This is a genomic window from Pseudoalteromonas sp. NGC95 (genome assembly GCF_015864705.1).
GTDB lineage: Bacteria > Pseudomonadota > Gammaproteobacteria > Enterobacterales > Alteromonadaceae > Pseudoalteromonas > Pseudoalteromonas arctica.
The window spans coordinates 148,312-166,874 of the sequence record NZ_JADYWR010000002.1; the positions used below are offsets into that span (position 1 = coordinate 148,312).

Genomic DNA, 18,563 nt, shown 5'->3' on the forward strand with positions numbered 1-18,563 from the left:
AACCGATGTTGTTTCCAACATCGGTTTTTAAATAGTAAGTAGCTGATTAATTAAAGCTAGAACCTACACTTTATTACTGTTATAGCTTCTCTAGTACTGATTCTGCGCGGCTTACAACAAACTCTTTGTCTTGCTCTACAAATAAACCAGTTACTACTGCATTTTCAACAATCATAGCGTAACGCGTTGAACGTAAACCACCAAAACTAGCGGTATCTTTATCAAGCCCTAACGATTTAGTGAAACTTCCATCGCCATCGGCAAGCATGGTAATTTCTTGCGCGTTTTGCGAGTCGCCCCATGCTTTCATAACAAATGCGTCATTAACAGATACACAGTAAATAGCATCAACACCTTTTGCATTAATTTTATCAGCAAGAGTAATAAATTCAGGTAGATGTGCATTTGAACACGTTGGTGTAAATGCACCTGGCACTGCAAATAACACGACTTTTTTACCTTCAAACAACTCTTTATTTGTAAGAGATTGCATACCGTCGTCAGTTAATTGCGTTAACGTAACCGATGGTAATTCTTGGCCTTGCTCAATCATGGTGGTTCCTTTAAAAGATCAATACAGAATAAGTAACAATCATACTACGTAACCTATTACAGTGTAGGTAAAGTGTAACTAACTTAGTAACCCAGAGTAGTCTAGCAGAGGTTTATAGACCGAGTTCACTACATTTTATGAAAACTATTTTAGCTTCTATAGTTTTCATAAAATTTATTGCTCTGTAGTTAAGGTAAATTCAAATCATTTATAAAGCGAGAAAAGTCATTACCTAACTTTTTATCCCGCATGCTGTACTCTACAATTGCTTTTAAATAGCCTAACTTATCTCCGCAATCGTGAGAGCGACCACTCATATGGAATGCTTCAACGGTTTCTTGTGCCATTAATGCGTCAATAGAATCTGTAAGTTGTATTTCACCGCCAGCACCTACAGACGTTTTTGCGAGTAGAGGCCAAATATTCTTACTCAGTACATATCGCCCTACAACAGCAAGATTTGAAGGTGCTAAATCTGCATCAGGTTTTTCAACCATTGCTTTAATTGCAGCACTTTTACCTGGCATTAACTCAACACCGTTTATATCAGCAATACCATATTTACTAACGTCTTCTTTAGCTACTGGCTCAAGCATTATTTGACTTGCTTGAGTTTCTTTAAAGCGTTTAATCATGGCCGCTAAGTTTTCAGTTTTTTGGTCCGCTGTATAAGCATCAAGTATCACATCTGGCAGGAGCACTACAAAGTTATCGTCACCAACTATTGGCTTAGCACACAAAATAGCATGCCCTAGCCCTTTAGCTTCACCTTGGCGTACACTCATAATGGTGACATCAGGCGGACAAATAGAGCGAATCTCATCTAATAAAGCACGTTTAACACGTTTTTCAAGAGTAGCTTCTAGCTCGTAACTTGTATCAAAATGGTTTTCGATTGCATTTTTAGAGCTGTGTGTAACTAATACAATATCTTTAATACCGGCAGATACACATTCGCTGACAATATATTGAATTAGAGGTTTATCAACTATAGGGAGCATTTCTTTTGGAATAGCTTTTGTCATAGGGAGCATTCTCGTCCCTAAGCCTGCTACTGGAATTACAGCTTTCATATCTATCCTTAGTGATTAAGTTTGTAAATAAACTAGCAGATACAAAATAGATACCAGCTGAATAAAGTTACTTCTTTTGAAGGAGTAAATTTGAAGCTGCTTTTAAAGTGAAGACTCTACACTTTGGGAATATAAAATAGATAGGTAAATAGTGAACTTATTAATGATTTTGTTGGGGGGGGGGTGAGATTACATTAGCTAAATAAAAAAGTCTGAAGTTGTTATTAATAACAACTTCAGACTAATCAATATTTAACAATACCTTACTGAAGGTAGAGTTATAAAACCTTTTTATAATTAAAGACCAGCGCGATCTTTAATCACTGCAATAAGTGGTGAGCTAGCAAAGTTGCCTTCAGCCCAAGCAATATCAGCACCATCTGTTAACGCACTTTTTGATAAGTTTTTAACTATATACTCACCAGTATCCACTGCATTACTAGCAACAGCATGGCGTAATAAGTTATTACCATTACATTGTACTGCATCATAAATATTACGAATTTTTACACGAGAGCTTTTAAGCTTGCTGCGTAATCGGTTTTTATCGTCTGCCGCAATATATTCACAAATAGATACTGCTAATTGATCTTCAGCATTTGCAGGTGCTGTATACGAAAAAGAACTTACAGCGACAACAGCAGTAAGTGCAACTAGCTTTGGTAATTTAAACATGACAAACCCTTTATAATACTTTGTTCTTATATAGACTATCAAATATTATATCAATCTATCAAAAATTACGCAATAATGTTAATGTTCTTTATACAAAGTTACGAATTTATAACTAGATTTGTTTTTTTCATCAGGGAGGTTTTCTTGCTCTTCTTTCACGTCCCAATTAGCAACTTTATTGTAATCAGGAAACTGTGTATCGCCTTTAATATCTAAATCAATAAAGGTTAAATACAAGCGTTCTGCTTTTGGTAAAAATTGCTCATAAATATTACCGCCACCAATAATCATTACTTCTTCAACAGCACAAACTAGTTCTAATGCGGCCTCTGGTGTAGTTACCACTTCAATACCCTGTGCAGTATATTCGCTGTTTCGAGTAATAATAATATTACGACGCCCAGGTAAAGGACGGCCTATTGACTCAAAAGTTTTACGACCCATGATCACAGGTTTACCCGTAGTTACTTTTTTAAAATGCTGAAGATCCGCAGGTAAATGCCATGGCATTTTATTATCTAGGCCAATTACACGGTTATTTGCCATTGCTGCAATCATTGAAATTATCATAATAAACACCTAGTACTTTATTCTTAAACAAAGAAAAAGGAGCATAAGCTCCTTTTTAATAAATTCTATTTAATTAACGCTCGTAGACAACTTCTACGTCGTAATCATCTTCATCCCAGTCGTCCCAATCATCATCATTGCCTTTACCTTTAGTGGCTTTTTCATGATAGGTATCCCACTTGAATTCAACTTCTTCATCTTCAACTTGTACAAACTTCTCTTTAGGCATGCTATCAAGTAGTGTCATTATGTTGTGGATTAAAGGTTGAGTATTAAGTTTATTAATTGCTGAAATGTGATAAATATTTTCAGTTTCGCCCAGCTCTTCTGCAATCGCTTCGCATAGCGCTTTTGCTTCATCTTCTGGTAATAAATCTATTTTATTAAACACTAACCAGCGTGGTTTTTCAGCTAATTTAGGACTGTATTGGTGTAGCTCGTTAATAATCGAGAATGCATTATCAACAGGGTTTGAACCATCTACCGGCATTACATCAATAATGTGCAATAACACACGACAACGCTCTAAATGCTTCAAGAAGCGAATACCTAGGCCTGCACCATCAGATGCACCTTCAATTAGACCCGGAATATCGGCTATAACAAATGATTTATTTGCTTCAGGACGTACCACACCTAAATTAGGAATAAGCGTCGTGAATGGGTAATCAGCTACTTTTGGTCTTGCTGCAGATACACTGCGGATAAACGTAGATTTACCTGCATTTGGTAATCCTAGTAAGCCTACATCAGCTAATAATAGTAACTCTAACTTTAAGTTACGTACTTCACCGGGTGTGCCCAATGTTTTTTGACGAGGTGCTCGGTTAGTACTTGATTTAAAACGTGCATTCCCCAAGCCGTGGAAACCACCTTTTGCAACCAAAATTCGTTGACCATCTTGAGTTAAGTCACCAAGTCCCTCTTGGGTATCAACATCCATGATGCGCGTGCCTACAGGCACCATAACAAATAAGTCATCGGCTTTTCGGCCTGTACAGTTACGGCTACGACCGTTAGTACCACGTTCAGCTCTATGAAAGCGCTCAAACTGATAATCAATTAGGGTATTTAAGTTTTCATCAGCTTGTAGATAAACACTACCACCGTCTCCACCGTCACCGCCGTCTGGTCCACCATCTGGAACATATTTTTCACGACGGAAAGACACGATGCCGCTGCCACCGTCTCCAGCTTCTGCGCGAATTTCTACTTCATCTACAAACTTCATGATTACTCACTTTAGGGATTGGCTTGTTTAATAACTCTATTATATACCCAAGCCAACACAAATGCAGGCTTGGGTATATATTTTGACTGACTACAAAACAAAAAACCCCGCAAAGGCGGGGTTTTTAACTACCTTACTGATTACTCAGTTACGATAGTTACGTATTTACGGTTTAAAGGACCTTTTTGTTCAAACTGAACTTTACCATCTGCTTTTGCGAAGATAGTGTGGTCTTTACCGATACCTACGTTAGTACCAGGGTGGAAACGAGTTCCACGCTGACGAACAATGATGCTACCCGCTAGAACTGATTCGCCACCAAAACGCTTAACACCTAGGCGTTTGCTTTCTGAATCGCGACCGTTACGAGTACTACCAGCTGCTTTTTTATGTGCCATTTCTAAGTACCTCTAATTAAGCGCTAATGCTAGTGATTTTAACTTCAGTGAACCATTGACGATGGCCCATTTGCTTACGAGAATGCTTACGGCGTCTAAATTTAACAACCTTAATCTTCTCACCGCGACCATGTGAAACAACCTCAGCTGTTATCTTGCCACCGTTTACGAACGGTACACCGATCTCGATTTTCTCACCATCAGCAACTAAAAGTACTGAATCAAATTCTACTGCCGCACCAGTTTCAACGTCTAATTTTTCAAGACGAATCGTTTGACCTTCAGTCACACGATGCTGTTTACCACCACTTTGGAAAACCGCGTACATAATTAACTCCGTCTGTGCACCCTCAAATCGGCGCAACTAAAATATTCTTCGATAGGGCGCGAAGTTTACGCTAACGCGAAATAACTAGCAAGCCTATTTTGTAATTAAAATGAATAAAAAGTAGCTGCTTTGAGAGCAATTCAATATTTACCCCATTTTATATTAATTAGCCCTTTTGCCAAGCGCTTTTTAACTCTTAGTCGAAATAAATTAATGTACTCAAATATGACCCTCACAGCTTAATATCTAAGCACACCACAAACTGTATATTGATTATCAATTAATCAGTTATCTTGGCTAATTCAGTCTAAATTAAGTACTTTAATAGTGTTTTTTCAATCAATCGTCACAAAATATCGAGCTAGTGCATTTTTTGTTGTACAATCTGCGCCGTTCACACATAAAAATTGGCTCGGAGATCAATGGATATAAAAGCTATCCAGGCGTTAATCGAAAGCGATATGAATGACGTCAATCAACTTATACATGCGCAAATGCGCTCAGATGTGGCGTTAGTTAATCAGCTTGGTTTATATATAGTTAGCAGTGGCGGCAAACGCGTTCGTCCAATGCTGGCGATTTTAGCAGCCAAAGCGCTCGGTTATCAGGGTAAAGATCACATAACACTTGCAACAATTGTTGAGTTTATTCATACAGCAACGCTATTGCATGATGATGTTGTAGATGAATCAAACTTACGACGTGGCACACCTACAGCAAATGCTGAATTTGGTAATGCTGCTAGCGTATTGGTTGGTGACTTTATTTACACTCGTTCATTTCAGCTTATGGTTGGCCTTGGAAAAATGCAGGTTATGCAAGTACTTGCCGATGCAACAAACATTATTGCTGAAGGTGAAGTATTGCAGTTAATGAACTGCAACGACCCAGATACAACCGAAGCCAGTTATATGCAGGTTATTTACTCTAAAACAGCTAAGTTGTTTGAAGCAGCGACAGGGCTTGCTGCCATTATTACTGAGCAAGACCAAACTACTCTCGATGCACTAAACCTATATGGTATGCATTTAGGTACTGCGTTTCAGCTAGTAGATGATGTACTCGATTACAATGCAGATGCTGAGCAGTTGGGTAAAAACATTGGTGATGATTTAGCTGAAGGCAAACCAACGCTTCCACTTATTTATGCTATGCAACATGGTAGTGAGCAGCAAACGCAGCTTATTCGTGATGCGATAGAGCACAGTAATGGTATGGAGCATTTAGAAGACATTCTATCGGCACTAAAGCAAACTAATGCGCTTGAATTTACAATGCAAAAAGCAGAGCTTGAAGCTGACAAAGCTATTGCGTGTTTAGACTTTTTAGCTGAGTCTGACTATAAGCAAGCACTCATAAGCCTTGCTCGTATTGCGGTTGACCGCGACCACTAGTTTTAACTAGTTACACAGTGTGAAATTAATTCTGAGCAATAAAAAAGCCTGCAAATGCAGGCTTTTTTGTTATTCTACTTTGGCTATTACGCCATGAAATCAACACCTTCTTTGATGTCTTTTTTCAGTGTTTCAAGCATGTCATTTTTTGCTTTTGTTTCAAATGCGCTTAGTTCGCCGTAAGAAAGAATTTCTTCTACGCCGTTTTTACCTAAACGTACTGGATGTGCAAAGTACTCTGCATCGCCATTTTCAACAGCAACGTAAGCGTAATCTACAACTTCTTCACCTTGTAGGCCTTTAACTAAAGACATACAAAAACGAGCTGCAGCAGCACCCATAGATAGCGTAGCTGAACCACCGCCTGCTTTAGCATTTACAACTTCAGTACCCGCATTTTGGATACGTGGAGTAAGTGCAGCAACTTCTTCATCAGTGAAAGAAACACCTTCAACTTGAGAAAGTAGAGGAAGAATAGTTGTGCCTGAGTGACCACCAATTACTGGTACTTTAACAGTTGCTACGTCTACGCCTTTAAGTTCAGCAACAAATGCTTCTGAACGAATAACGTCAAGCGTAGTAATACCGAATACACGTTTAGCGTCGTAAGTACCTGCTTTTTTGAATACTTCAGCAACGATTGGAACTGTGCCATTTACTGGGTTAGTAATAATACCTACTAACGCTTTAGGACAGCTGGCAACAATGCCTTCTGCTAAAGTTTTGATGATACCAGCATTTACATTAAATAAATCAGCACGATCCATACCTGGTTTACGTGGCATACCCGCTGGGATAAGAACGATGTCAGAGCCTTCAAGCGCTTTGTTTAATTCGTCTGCGCCAAAGCCTGCTACTTTAACATCTGTTGGGATGTGAGAAAGGTCAACCGCAACACCTGGTACTACTGGTGCAACATCATAAAGTGATAATTCAGAGCCAGCTGGTAAGCCTGTTTTTAATAATAAAGACAACGCTTGGCCGATACCGCCTGCAGCACCTAATACAGCAACTTTCATTGGAATTCTCCGTAATTTGAGGTAGGAAACATTTGTGGCTCTTAAGATAATGAAATTAGCGACTAAAAACAAATTTATCCTGTCTATTTCAAGTATATTTTCGACCATAGTCGTAAACTTTTGTGATTTAACGCATCAAACTGGCAAGTTAACTAAACAACTGCTGCATAATTATTCATTTTTGTGTAGAATTTGCGGCATAAATAACAAAAACGAATAAAGGCTATGCAACCACAAGATAAACAAGAAGCACTGGTAAAAGCATTTAAATCACTATTAAAAGAAGAAAACTTTGGCTCTCAAGGCGAAATAGTTGATGCATTAAAAGATCAAGGCTTTGACAATATAAGCCAAAGTAAAGTATCGCGCATGCTAAGTAAATTTGGTGCTGTACGCACACGTAACGCCAAACAAGAAATGGTTTACTGCTTACCAGCTGAAATGGGCGTACCTACGGCTAAAAGCCCATTACGCCAATTGGTAATCGATATTATGCACAACGAAATGATGATCATTATTCGTACCAGTCCAGGCGCCGCTCAGCTTATTGCTCGTTTATTAGATTCATTAGGTAAAGCAGATGGCGTACTAGGAACAATTGCAGGCGACGATACTATTTTTATCGCTCCTGCTAAAATATCTGAAATAGATGTAACACTTGAACGTGTTCGCATTTTATTTGATACGGTTTAATAGCAAACTAAATTTGTTTTAAAAACCCGACTGAAGGCGCAAAGAAAGCAGAACCCATATCGGCTTGAGTAAAATCAAGCCAGTGGTCGTAGCAATCCCCTTCTCCTAAACGACTATTAAGTACTTTTTCAAATGCGGTGCCCTTACAAGCGCATGTAATTGATAACATTCCCTGCTCATACACATCGCCATAAGGCATGCTCTGATTTAATAATAGCGGTTGTCCGTCCTCGTCTTTTAGCTCGCTACGTGAAGCATGGCTGGTTTCGATCGCTGGGGTAATTAGCGTGTTATCAAGGCGCGTACGTCCCATTATTTGCTCTTGCTCGCTCAATGATAAGTGCTGCCACATAGTTAAGTCATGCTTATAACGCTGTACATGAATATAACTCCCCTGATCTTCAAAATTGCCAGGGTTACTAATTAAAGCCGTAGCGCGCTTTTTTCTTCCATGAGCTGTATCGCCACCATAAATAAAACCATTAAAATCACGACCATCTAAAAAGCGAAAATTACGAATTTGCTCCACCAGCTCAACATCGGGGGCAAATAATTTTAAAATTTGCAGCGCAAATAAATGGTTAACGTCTTCACGGTCAGAGCGAATTTGCACAAATAAATCGCACGGTTGTACGCTCATTTGATGATCGCTATGGTTTATATTAGGAAAGCTCTGTAGTTCGCTTGGGATGTATTCAGGGAGGATATGCGGCCAATATTGCGCACCAATAGCAACCATACAAGAGAGCATTGATTCTGAGAACTGATCGCTAAATTCTTCTTCAATAGCGCTTACTTGTTTTAACTTTGCGCGAAGTGATTCATCTTGACCATCAAACACATTAAAAAATAAGTGCAAACCGTGTAAGTTTGCTTCAGCACAAATCCCTGATTGCGCTTGCGCCATTGTTATTCCTTAGTTTTACAGATAAAAACACAGCGAATAACAAATTAATTACGATTCGAAAAAATTCACCGTGTGAGGTTTTATTTTTATTATAACCTGCTCATTATTTTCAAATGACTGGCCATATTGTGCAGCAACTTCAATTTCTTGTTCATCAATAACAAGTGAATAAACATACGCCGAACCAATAAAGCGACGACTTATGATTGTAGCTCGCTTGCTGAGTTTGTCACTTTGGTTATCTGCCACTAATTCTATTTGATGAGGGCGCACATATATAAGCCCTACGCTTACGTTTTGCTTACTCTCAACATAGGACTCGACTAAACCAAATGGTGTTTTGTATTCAGTTGCTGTTAATACTTCTGCACTCAAGTATATGCCTTGACCCAGAAACTCTGCAACCTCCTTTGAACATGGAGCTGCAAAAAGCTGCTCAGGCGTGCCTTGTTGCTCAATTTTACCGCGATGCATAATGGCAAGTGTATCTGAAAACGCAAACGCCTCCTCTTTTGAGTGTGTAACAAACACAGCAGACACTTGAGTTGCCTTAATAATTCGACGTATATCGGCAATTAATTCAAAGCGTACTTGTGTGTCGATATTTGAAAAGGGCTCATCAAGTAGCAATAAACTAGGCTTATAAGCTAATGCACGAGCAATAGCTACGCGTTGCTGTTGACCACCCGATAACTGATGCGGGAACCTGTCGGCACAGCCAATTAAATGTACCAGCTTAAGCATTTCATCAACGCGTTGCTGCTTTTGAGCTTTACTCATTTTACTAAGCCCAAATGCAATATTATTTGCTACCGTTAAATGCGGAAACAACGCATAGTCTTGGAACATCATGCCGATGTTACGGTGCTCAGGCGAGACAAACGATTGCTCATCACTCACTAATTTACCGTCTATAAAAATAGCCCCTTGCTTAGCTTCAATTAAACCTGCAATCGCTTTTAACGTGGTCGTTTTGCCGCACCCACTCGCTCCGAGTAGGCAAACAATTTCATCTTTACCCACCGTTAAATCTAAATCGTGAATAACCTTTGTGCCGTTATAGTGATAGCTCACTCCTTGTAAAATTAAACTACTCATTTAACTACGCTGCTCCATAGAACGATTAATAAAATACAAAGGAATAAACCCAACAATAACAATAAATAATGCCGATATTGAAGCAAGCTCTAATTGCTCGTCACTCACATACTGAAATACATGAGTAGCTAAGCTTTCAAAATTAAATGGCCTGAGCAATAGCGCAGCCGGCAGTTCTTTCATACACTCAATAAATACCAATAAGGCTGCAGTAAGCAATCCTCTTCGCAGTAAAGGTAGATGCACTAAACGCAGCGTTTGCCCTTGGCTTTTACCCATTGATTGGCTTGCCATATCAAGTGATGGGCTAATACGTAAAAAACTCGACTCAATTGCTCCGTGTGCAATGGCGTAAAATCGAACAATATAAGCAATAATAATAGTAAGAATGCTACCTGTAAGCAGCAAGCCAATATCTAAATTATACGGCTCGAGCGCTGTGTTAATGGTGTTCTCTAATAACGTAAGGGGTAACAAAACCGCAATAGCGAGTACTGTACCAGGTAATGCATAGCCTGTGCTTGCTAAACGCCCAGGAATAAGCGGATACGCTTGCTTTGCCACACGCTGATAAAACACCACAAAAACACTCAACGTAATCGTTATTAGGCTCACAACCCCTGCCACTTTTAAACTTTGCCAAGCGTAACTAAAAAACTCTACATTCCATGCTTTATCAAAGTAGGTAATGGCGTAATTTATAAGTACTGCAATAGGGATTACAAACGCGATAAATAAAATAAAGCTGCAAAATGCCGTTGCGAGCCAAGCTGACTTTCCTTTTAATACATAGAGAGATTCACTATTTACACTTGATTGGCGCTCAAATACCGCTTGGTTACGACGACTAAAGCGCTCCGCCATTAATGCTAAAAATAACAGTAATAACATCACACCCGATATTTTAGCTGCCGCTGTAAGTGAGTAATAACCAAACCACGTATCGTATACGGCGGTTGTTAATGTACTTACGGCAAAATAACTCACTGTTGCAAAGTCAGCCATGGTTTCCATACTTATAAGCGCAAGAGCCGCCACAATAGCCCCACGAGAGAGCACTAAGCTTACTTTAAAGAAACTTTGCCAAGGGGATAACCCCATTAACTGGCTAGCTTGTACTAATTTGAACGACTGCTCGCGAAGAGCCGTTTTAAAAATCAAAAATAAATACGGATAAAGCACCAAGGCAATCATAACGATGGCGCCGGGTAATGTACGTATATCAAAAAACCAATAGTCATTAGGCGATTGCCAGCCAAACCATTTTCTCAATGCTATTTGCACCGGGCCCGCATAATCTAATAAATCAGTGTATACATAGGCAATAATATAGGTGGGCATAGCAAGGGGCAGCATAAGTGCCCATTCAAACTGTTTTTTACCCGGGAAACTACAGTAAGCGGTTAGCCACCCAAGTGGCAAAGCTATGGCGCAGCTAAGGACACAAACACCTAAAACAAGCAATACGGTATTGGTTATGTAATCCCAAAGCACAGTATCCCACAGGTGAGAAAACACCTCAGAGCTACCTTGTAGAGATTCAAAAAGAAGAAAAAACAACGGGGCCGATAGTATTAAGCCAGTTGACCATGCAAAGAGCTGCCATTTAGACAGCTTAAATTTATTAGTCATTAAAGATCGAACTTCACCTCATCAATTAGCTTAAGTGCTAACGGACGATATTTACTAATCTCATCAAGTGGCAAGCTGTCTTCTTTAAAGCTACCCCAAGAGGCAACCAAACTTGATAGTTCAACACCCGACTTAACTGGATACTCCATATTTAATGAGGCATACATGTTTTGTGCTTTGCTGTCGGTCATATATTCTATGAGCTTTAATGCATTTTCAGGGTTTTTAGCATATTTGGTAATAACCGCACCCGATACATTTATGTGTGAGCCACGATTAGTTTGATTCGGAAAGTTAATATTTACGGCTTCAGCCCAACCTTTTTGTTCTTTATCTTCTAGCATTTTACCAAGGTAGTAACTATTACCTAATGCCAAGTTACATAAACCTTCTTTAACGGCTTTAACTTGAGCACGATCGTTACCTTGAGGTTTACGTGCTAAATTAGCCTTAACACCTTCAAGCCACTCTTTGGTTTGCGCTTCACCATGGTGTGCAATCATAGAAGCCACTAAACCTAAGTTATATGGATGCTTGCCAGAACGCGTACAAATTTGTCCTTTGTATTTAGGATCTGCTAAATCTTCATAAGTGAGCTTAGGTAACGCACCAATTCGCTCTTTTGATGAATACACATTACGCACTCGCTTAGTAAGCGCGACCCATTGGCCATCACCGTCACGAAAAGCTGCAGGCACGTTATTATTTACACTGTCACTTTTTATAGTTTGTGTTAATTTTAAATCTTCTAATTGAATAAGCGCACTAAAATTAGAGGTTAATACTAAATCGGCTTTACTATGTTTACCTTCACGTTTAACACGCTCAATTAACCCTTTTTTAGCAAAAACAACATTGGTTTTTATTCCCGTTTGTTTTGTAAAATCTTCTAAAATTGGCTGAATCAAAAACGGCTGACGAAAAGAATATATATTAACAACGTCACTTGCAAAGGCTGGTGCCGATGCTGCTAATCCTAAAACAAGTGTAAATACTGTCTTCATTATTTCACCTAAATAATTTTTATTATCATCGAATTCTACCGCGCTCATTCAAAAAGTGCACACTTTAAATAAATGTAAATATGTAAATAACGCCCAAAAAGGAAATGCAGTGTAAGAGATGTCTCACGGATGTGACAGCTAATGAGTAAAAATCAAGATAAAAAACACACAAAAACAACCTAACAACCTGTATTTATTGAACTTTTACATTGTTACTATTGCATAAATACTAATTGAATGTAGTTTTATCCCTATTTTAGTTGCTCTATTGACCTATAATTTACGCATCAACCAAGCAATGACGCTTATTGAGTAAAAGGAAATGGACTGCTTACTCAACCAACCAATGATTAGGTTACCAGGACAACACGGATTTTAGGACAGGCTCAGGATGAGTATCACAACGCAATGTTGTAAAAAGGACAGCGTCAGGAAGATGCGAAAAGGATAACAACACGGCTAAGTTGTTTAACAGGATGTTGAGGGAATAAATGGACAGGCCTTTAAGGCAACACAATGGATTGGTTAAAATAGGGATACACTAGGAAGTGTAATTAAGGATTTGGTAATAGTATTTACCCTACAGGATGTTTAGGAATTTAAGGATACAGGCCCGGATGGTCTACATTACATAGAACTAAAAAGTAATATAGTAATAAACATGGATTAGTAAAAATTGGAGTTGATTAAGTTCAATTGCAGGATGCAGAAAATTAGAAGATTCCGCAAGCGCGCCTAGAGATAGAGCGCGCTTTTCTTTGCCTAAAATTTGGGTTTAGTAAAGCTCTAAGCAACTACCACTAACTTTTGCAGGGTAATACTGCATCCCAGCTAATCAATATTAATACCTTCAAATACTTTATTAATATTTTAAATTTCGCTAAGTTTTTCATTAATTGCGCCGATAACTAAGTAACGCAAGGATCATAAATACTCAATGGATATGAATTTTAAAATGCCGCAAAGCAATACCTTTTTATGTAAAGTATCAGACGCAAGTACAGTAAAACCAATTGGTGTTTTTAGTGCCCAAACTCCCAACGAAAATCCGTATAAAGCTTTATTTAGCCCTAAAGGTTATAACTTTTTAAATATGCCAATGAGTGAGTTTAAAAACATACTTAACGTAATTATCCAGTTAGAAAGCGATATTTCTATTAGTAAATGGGGTGAGGGTTCTCGACCTGATGAATTTAGTTATCAGCTTAATAGAATAGCAAACGCTATTGCGACTACTCACTTTAAGGGAAAAACCGATATTAGCTGTTACTTTTTAAAGCGAGTCGAAGAGGCTAAGGATATGATTGGTGAGGACTGCACCTCGTTTATTCAGGCTCACAATAGCGTAAGCCAATTATATAATACGGTTTTACAATTAACATCTGAAGAAGGCTTCAGAGCAATTCAAAATAAAGCACTTGCTCACTTAAAAGAGCAGCAAGCTTTCGCTTAACTGCGTAAAACTACTCTTCTAGCGGTCGGCCTTTGTTGCGCTTACCAAGCAAATACGCATCACGAAACTTAATAAAATGCTGTTCTAATTTAGAAGATGCATCCATTTCGCCCGCAAGTGCTAATACCATAATAGCCACTTCAGCAGTGCCTAGTTGATGCGCATGAGGGGCAACACGTAATCGGTAATCAGATAGTTTATCAGCAGTAACAGAAAGTACAGGCAAGTTATCTAAGTATGGGCTTTTGCGAATCATTTTTTTAGCTTCACGCCAGGTACCATCTAAAAATATAAATAGCGGTTTTTTACCCTCTTCAATACTTATTTCGGTAATGGCCCTGCCCTCTTCTACATCTTCAGCAGGGAATACTACCATTGGCTGATATTGTGAATCGCTTATTAAAGCCAAAAGCGCTGGATTAGGGTCTGTTCTGTCCCACCTAAAGGCGTGGTTATCTGGCACTATTTCAGCAATTAAGCGCCCAGTATTAGAAGGTTTAAAACTTTCATTGTGATACATTAATAAGCACACAGCTGCTTTACAATCTGCATGCTCAACACCTTTACAAATACAGTAGTGCTTAGCTATTAAGCATTGCTCACAGCGATCTAATTTACCGCCTCGAGCATTAAACTCTCGACGGGATTCACTTATTTGTTGAGCGCGTAATGCTAAAACTGAGTTTTTCACTGTATTTACCTTCAATTAATTAAGCGCGCATTGTAACGACTTATCGCAATTTAATCTTATATTTATAGCCATACCAACCTGCATAAATCTTTGATCAATTTAACGAATTAAATTGCACTATAACTTCGTTAAAAATTTTTTATTTAGAACAACTAGATACAAAAACTTTTGCCTAGTTCTAGCGTAATTTTCTTAACGTTAAATAGACCCCATATATAAGCAGATTGGTATCATTGAATTAATTCAACATCTCTCAAATTAAAAACCAGGCATAAAAAAACCCAACCGAAGTTGGGTTTTTCAAACAAATGCTAAAAAGTTAAATTACTTCTTTTTAACTGCTTTTTTGTTTGGTAAGTCAGTGATCGAACCTTCAAAAATTTCAGCTGCAAGGCCGATTGATTCATTCAATGTAGGGTGAGCATGAATAGTAAGCGCTAAGTCTTCACCATCAGCACCCATTTCAATACCTAAACCGATTTCGCCAAGCATTTCGCCCGCGTTAATACCGATCATAGCACCACCGATTATACGGCCACTTTCTTTATCAAAAATAAGTTTAGTAGAACCTTCAGTACGAGATGATGCAATAGCACGACCAGAAGCTGCCCACGGGAATACCGCAGTTTCAATTTTTAGGCCTTGCTCTTTTGCTTCTTTCTCAGTAACACCTACCCAAGCGATTTCTGGGTCAGTATACGCAATCGAAGGAATACATTTAGGGTCGAAGAAATGCTTCTGACCAGAAATAACTTCTGCAGCAACATGACCTTCATGAACCGCTTTATGCGCAAGCATAGGCTGGCCAACTAAGTCACCAATTGCAAAAATATGGCTTACGTTAGTACGTAATTGCTTATCAACATTAATAAAGCCACGCTCATCAACGTTTACGCCCGCTTTTTCAGCATCAAGTAAGTTACCGTTTGGAGTACGGCCAACTGCAACAAGCACTTTGTCGTAACGTACAGGTTCTGCTGGTGCGTTTTTACCTTCAAACGTTACGTATAAGCCATCTTTTTTAGCTTCAACACCAACAACTTTAGTTGAAAGCATTACGTTGAATTTTTTGCTTACGTATTTTTGGTAAATTTTGATAATGTCTTTATCAGCTGCTGGAACTAATTGGTCAGCAAATTCTACAACATCAATTGCAGAACCTAGTGCACGGTAAACCGTACCCATTTCAAGACCGATAATACCACCACCAAGTACAAGTAGTTTTTCTGGTACATCTTTAAGCTCTAGCGCGCCAGTTGAATCAATTACACGGTCATCTTGTGGAATGAAAGGTAAGTTAACTGGTTTAGAACCTGCTGCAATAATCGCGTTATCAAACGTGATAGTTGTAGAGTCTTTCTCGCCTTCAACTACTAAAGTATTGCTGCCAGTGAATTTGCCGTAACCAGATACAACTTTCACTTTACGCATTTTAGCCATGCCCTCTAGTCCACCAGTTAACTGGCCAACTACAGAATCTTTCCAAGTACGAACTTGGTCAAGATCGATCTTTGGTGCGCCAAAAGTAACACCATGAGATGACATTTCAGCTGCATCATCAATCACTTTAGCTACGTGTAAAAGTGCTTTTGAAGGAATACAACCAACATTAAGACATACGCCGCCTAATGTTTCACGAGATTCTACCAATGTAACTTCTAAGCCCAAGTCAGCAGCGCGGAATGCCGCAGAGTAACCACCAGGACCACCGCCTAGTACAACAACTTGAGTTTTTAATTCGTTGCTCATGCTATTACCTTAATTGTTTGAACGGGACACTGCCCTAAAGTTTAACTGCCATGTTTCTGCAAGGCAGAAAGTGAGAGCAGATCACAAATTTGTGCAAAGATTGTATCATTGCAAATGGTAAAAATCCCAGCTAAAAACAACTGGCTGGGATTTGATTCTATTCATTGTCCAGCGATTACATCACCAATTGGCGAATATCGCTCATGTAACTTGCAAGAGTCACAGTAAAGCGTGCAGCTAAGGCTCCGTCAATAACCCTATGGTCGTATGACATAGACAGCGGAACCATTAGTTTTGGTTCAAACTCTTTGCCATTCCATTTAGGTTTCATTTCAGATTTAGACACACCTAAAATAGCCACTTCTGGTGCATTAACAATCGGCGTAAATGCCGTACCGCCAATACCGCCAAGGCTAGAAATAGTAAAACAACCACCTTGCATATCAGACGATGTAAGCTTCCCGTCACGTGCTTTAACAGATACTTCCATTAATTCGCGTGATAGTTCAATAATGCCTTTTTTATCAACATCTTTAAACACTGGTACAACTAAACCGTTTGGCGTATCAACTGCAACACCAATGTTAATGTACTTTTTAAGGATTAAGCTTTCGCCGTCTGCAGAAAGCGATGAGTTGAATTTTGGAAATTCAGCAAGTGCTTTTGCAGCTGCTTTCATTACAAACACAAGCGGCGTAATTTTAACACCCAGCTTTTTCTTCTCGCTAAGCACATTTTGCTCTTTACGGAATACTTCAAGGCTTGTGATATCAGCTTCGTCAAACTGTGTAACATGTGGGATTTGCACCCAGTTACGGTGTAAGTTTTTGCCTGATAGCTTTTGAATACGAGACAGCTTTTGCTCTTCAATTTCGCCAAACTTAGCAAAATCAACTTTAGGCCATGGAATAAGACCAAGCTCGCTACCACCAGCGCTACTACCTGCTGACAATTGACCAGACTCAACTTGCTTAACTAAGTTTTTAACGTAGTTTTGCACGTCTTCTTTAACTATACGGGCTTTGCGACCAGTGCCTTTAACATTAGCTAGGTTAATACCAAACTCACGCGCTAAACGGCGAACAACAGGTGATGCATGAGCATACGCGCTGTTTTCTGTGAAGCTTTCATTACTTGCTTTTGCAGGTGCTGCTTGAGCCGGTGCCGACTCAGTTTTAGCCGCAGCTGCAGGTGCTGATTTTTCAGCTGGTGCAGGTGCTGCTACTGGCGCGCTGCCTGCAACTTCAAATACAAAAATTAATGAGCCAGTCGATACTTTATCGCCAGCGGCTACTTTAATTTCTTTAACTGTACCTGCAAATGGAGCTGGTACTTCCATTGCAGCTTTGTCGCCTTCAACGTTTAAGATTGATTGATCTTCTTCAACCGTATCGCCAACTGCAACCATAATTTCAGTGACTTCAACTTCATCGCCACCAATATCAGGTACATTAACTTCTTTAGTACTTGGTGCTGCATTTGCTGTTGAGCTAGCTGCTGGCGCTTCTACAGGAGCCGACTCTTTAGCCGGTGCTGCAGATTCACTTCCTGCTACTTCAAAAACAAACACTAATGAGCCTGTTTTAACTGTATCGCCAGCGGCGACTTTAATTTCTTTAACTATACCGGCAAATGGAGCTGGAACTTCCATTGCTGCCTTGTCGCCTTCCACGTTTAAGATAGATTGCTCTTCTTCAACGGTGTCGCCAACAGCAACCATGATTTCAGTTACTTCAACTTCATCATCGCCAATATCTGGTACGGTTACTTCTTTAGTTGAAGAACCTGTAGAAGCAGCAGGTGCTGCCTCTTCAGATTTAGCTGGAGCAGCGGCTGATGCTTTTTCTTCACCAGTGCTTTCACTCTCGCCTTCAAACAAAAATACTAAAGAGCCTGTTGTAACGGTGTCGCCAACGTTTACTTTAATTTCTTTAACTGTACCCGCTTGCGAAGCAGGTATTTCCATTGATGCTTTGTCGCCTTCAACATTTAATAATGATTGGTCCACATCTACTTTGTCGCCAACGCTTACTAATATTTCGGTTACTTCTACTTCATCGTCACCAATATCTGGTACTTTAATTTCAATACTCAT

18 protein-coding genes are annotated in these 18,563 nt (G+C 39.2%); 3 read left to right on the top strand and 15 right to left on the bottom strand.

Annotated features, from left to right (window positions below):
* Nucleotides 1-79: 79 nt before the first annotated feature.
* From I6E70_RS03010 to rplU, 7 genes are all read right to left on the bottom strand, one after another.
* Nucleotides 80-553 (bottom strand): peroxiredoxin, encoded by a 474-nt coding sequence (locus tag I6E70_RS03010; protein WP_197188003.1) that lies wholly within the window; start codon nucleotides 551-553, stop codon nucleotides 80-82.
* 188 nt (nucleotides 554-741) lie between these two features.
* Nucleotides 742-1,626 (bottom strand): UTP--glucose-1-phosphate uridylyltransferase GalU, encoded by an 885-nt coding sequence (gene galU / locus I6E70_RS03015; protein WP_007586080.1) that lies wholly within the window; start codon nucleotides 1,624-1,626, stop codon nucleotides 742-744.
* Between the two features lie 297 nt (nucleotides 1,627-1,923).
* Entirely contained in the window at nucleotides 1,924-2,301 is a 378-nt protein-coding gene (locus I6E70_RS03020; RefSeq protein WP_007586082.1) for a DUF3718 domain-containing protein, read from the bottom strand.
* Nucleotides 2,302-2,379: 78 nt separating this feature from the next.
* Nucleotides 2,380-2,871, bottom strand: coding sequence for a type 3 dihydrofolate reductase (folA, locus tag I6E70_RS03025; RefSeq protein WP_024593608.1), 492 nt, complete (start codon nucleotides 2,869-2,871; stop codon nucleotides 2,380-2,382).
* 73 nt (nucleotides 2,872-2,944) lie between these two features.
* Complete coding sequence (cgtA, locus tag I6E70_RS03030; protein ID WP_007586086.1) at nucleotides 2,945-4,102, bottom strand: Obg family GTPase CgtA; 1,158 nt, start codon at nucleotides 4,100-4,102, stop codon at nucleotides 2,945-2,947.
* A gap of 140 nt (nucleotides 4,103-4,242) precedes the next feature.
* Complete coding sequence (rpmA, locus tag I6E70_RS03035; RefSeq protein WP_002957747.1) at nucleotides 4,243-4,500, bottom strand: 50S ribosomal protein L27; 258 nt, start codon at nucleotides 4,498-4,500, stop codon at nucleotides 4,243-4,245.
* 16 nt (nucleotides 4,501-4,516) lie between these two features.
* Nucleotides 4,517-4,828: a 50S ribosomal protein L21 gene (gene rplU, locus I6E70_RS03040; protein WP_002957748.1), complete on the bottom strand. Its 312-nt coding sequence runs from the start codon at nucleotides 4,826-4,828 to the stop codon at nucleotides 4,517-4,519.
* 422 nt (nucleotides 4,829-5,250) lie between these two features.
* On the opposite strand from rplU, the gene ispB reads away from it, so the two are divergent.
* On the top strand, nucleotides 5,251-6,222 hold the full coding sequence (gene ispB / locus I6E70_RS03045) for an octaprenyl diphosphate synthase (protein WP_007586099.1): 972 nt from the start codon (nucleotides 5,251-5,253) through the stop codon (nucleotides 6,220-6,222).
* An 86-nt stretch (nucleotides 6,223-6,308) separates the two neighbouring features.
* On the opposite strand, the gene mdh is transcribed toward ispB, so the two are convergent.
* Nucleotides 6,309-7,241 (bottom strand): malate dehydrogenase, encoded by a 933-nt coding sequence (gene mdh, locus I6E70_RS03050; RefSeq protein WP_007586102.1) that lies wholly within the window; start codon nucleotides 7,239-7,241, stop codon nucleotides 6,309-6,311.
* A 225-nt stretch (nucleotides 7,242-7,466) separates the two neighbouring features.
* Between mdh and argR the strand changes: the two genes are divergently transcribed.
* The gene (gene argR / locus I6E70_RS03055; RefSeq protein WP_002957753.1) at nucleotides 7,467-7,934 is read left to right on the top strand and encodes a transcriptional regulator ArgR; all 468 of its coding nucleotides are present in this window, start codon (nucleotides 7,467-7,469) and stop codon (nucleotides 7,932-7,934) included.
* A 7-nt stretch (nucleotides 7,935-7,941) separates the two neighbouring features.
* Here argR and I6E70_RS03060 read toward each other — a convergent pair whose 3' ends face one another.
* From I6E70_RS03060 to I6E70_RS03075, 4 genes are read right to left on the bottom strand one after another with little or no spacing between them, the layout of a single operon-like run.
* On the bottom strand, nucleotides 7,942-8,841 hold the full coding sequence (locus I6E70_RS03060; protein WP_197188004.1) for a Dyp-type peroxidase: 900 nt from the start codon (nucleotides 8,839-8,841) through the stop codon (nucleotides 7,942-7,944).
* 48 nt (nucleotides 8,842-8,889) lie between these two features.
* The gene (locus I6E70_RS03065) at nucleotides 8,890-9,939 is read right to left on the bottom strand and encodes an ABC transporter ATP-binding protein (RefSeq protein ID WP_197188005.1); all 1,050 of its coding nucleotides are present in this window, start codon (nucleotides 9,937-9,939) and stop codon (nucleotides 8,890-8,892) included.
* On the bottom strand, nucleotides 9,940-11,571 hold the full coding sequence (locus I6E70_RS03070) for an ABC transporter permease (protein ID WP_197188006.1): 1,632 nt from the start codon (nucleotides 11,569-11,571) through the stop codon (nucleotides 9,940-9,942).
* Entirely contained in the window at nucleotides 11,571-12,575 is a 1,005-nt protein-coding gene (locus I6E70_RS03075; protein WP_024590632.1) for a Fe(3+) ABC transporter substrate-binding protein, read from the bottom strand. Before I6E70_RS03075 ends, I6E70_RS03070 begins: the two co-directional genes overlap by 1 nt.
* Before the next feature lie 937 nt (nucleotides 12,576-13,512).
* Here I6E70_RS03075 and I6E70_RS03080 point away from each other — a divergent pair.
* Nucleotides 13,513-14,028, top strand: a complete 516-nt coding sequence (locus tag I6E70_RS03080) for a hypothetical protein (protein ID WP_197188007.1) — start codon at nucleotides 13,513-13,515, stop codon at nucleotides 14,026-14,028.
* 10 nt (nucleotides 14,029-14,038) lie between these two features.
* On the opposite strand, the gene I6E70_RS03085 is transcribed toward I6E70_RS03080, so the two are convergent.
* The 3 genes from I6E70_RS03085 to aceF all read right to left on the bottom strand — a co-directional run bounded on the left by I6E70_RS03085 (nucleotide 14,039) and on the right by aceF (nucleotide 18,563).
* A complete protein-coding gene (locus tag I6E70_RS03085; RefSeq protein WP_024590630.1) occupies nucleotides 14,039-14,719 on the bottom strand; it encodes a tRNA-uridine aminocarboxypropyltransferase in 681 nt (226 codons plus the stop codon).
* Nucleotides 14,720-15,043: 324 nt separating this feature from the next.
* Nucleotides 15,044-16,468, bottom strand: coding sequence for a dihydrolipoyl dehydrogenase (gene lpdA, locus I6E70_RS03090; protein WP_007586124.1), 1,425 nt, complete (start codon nucleotides 16,466-16,468; stop codon nucleotides 15,044-15,046).
* 175 nt (nucleotides 16,469-16,643) lie between these two features.
* Nucleotides 16,644-18,563, bottom strand: coding sequence for a pyruvate dehydrogenase complex dihydrolipoyllysine-residue acetyltransferase (gene aceF, locus I6E70_RS03095; RefSeq protein WP_197188008.1), 1,920 nt, complete (start codon nucleotides 18,561-18,563; stop codon nucleotides 16,644-16,646).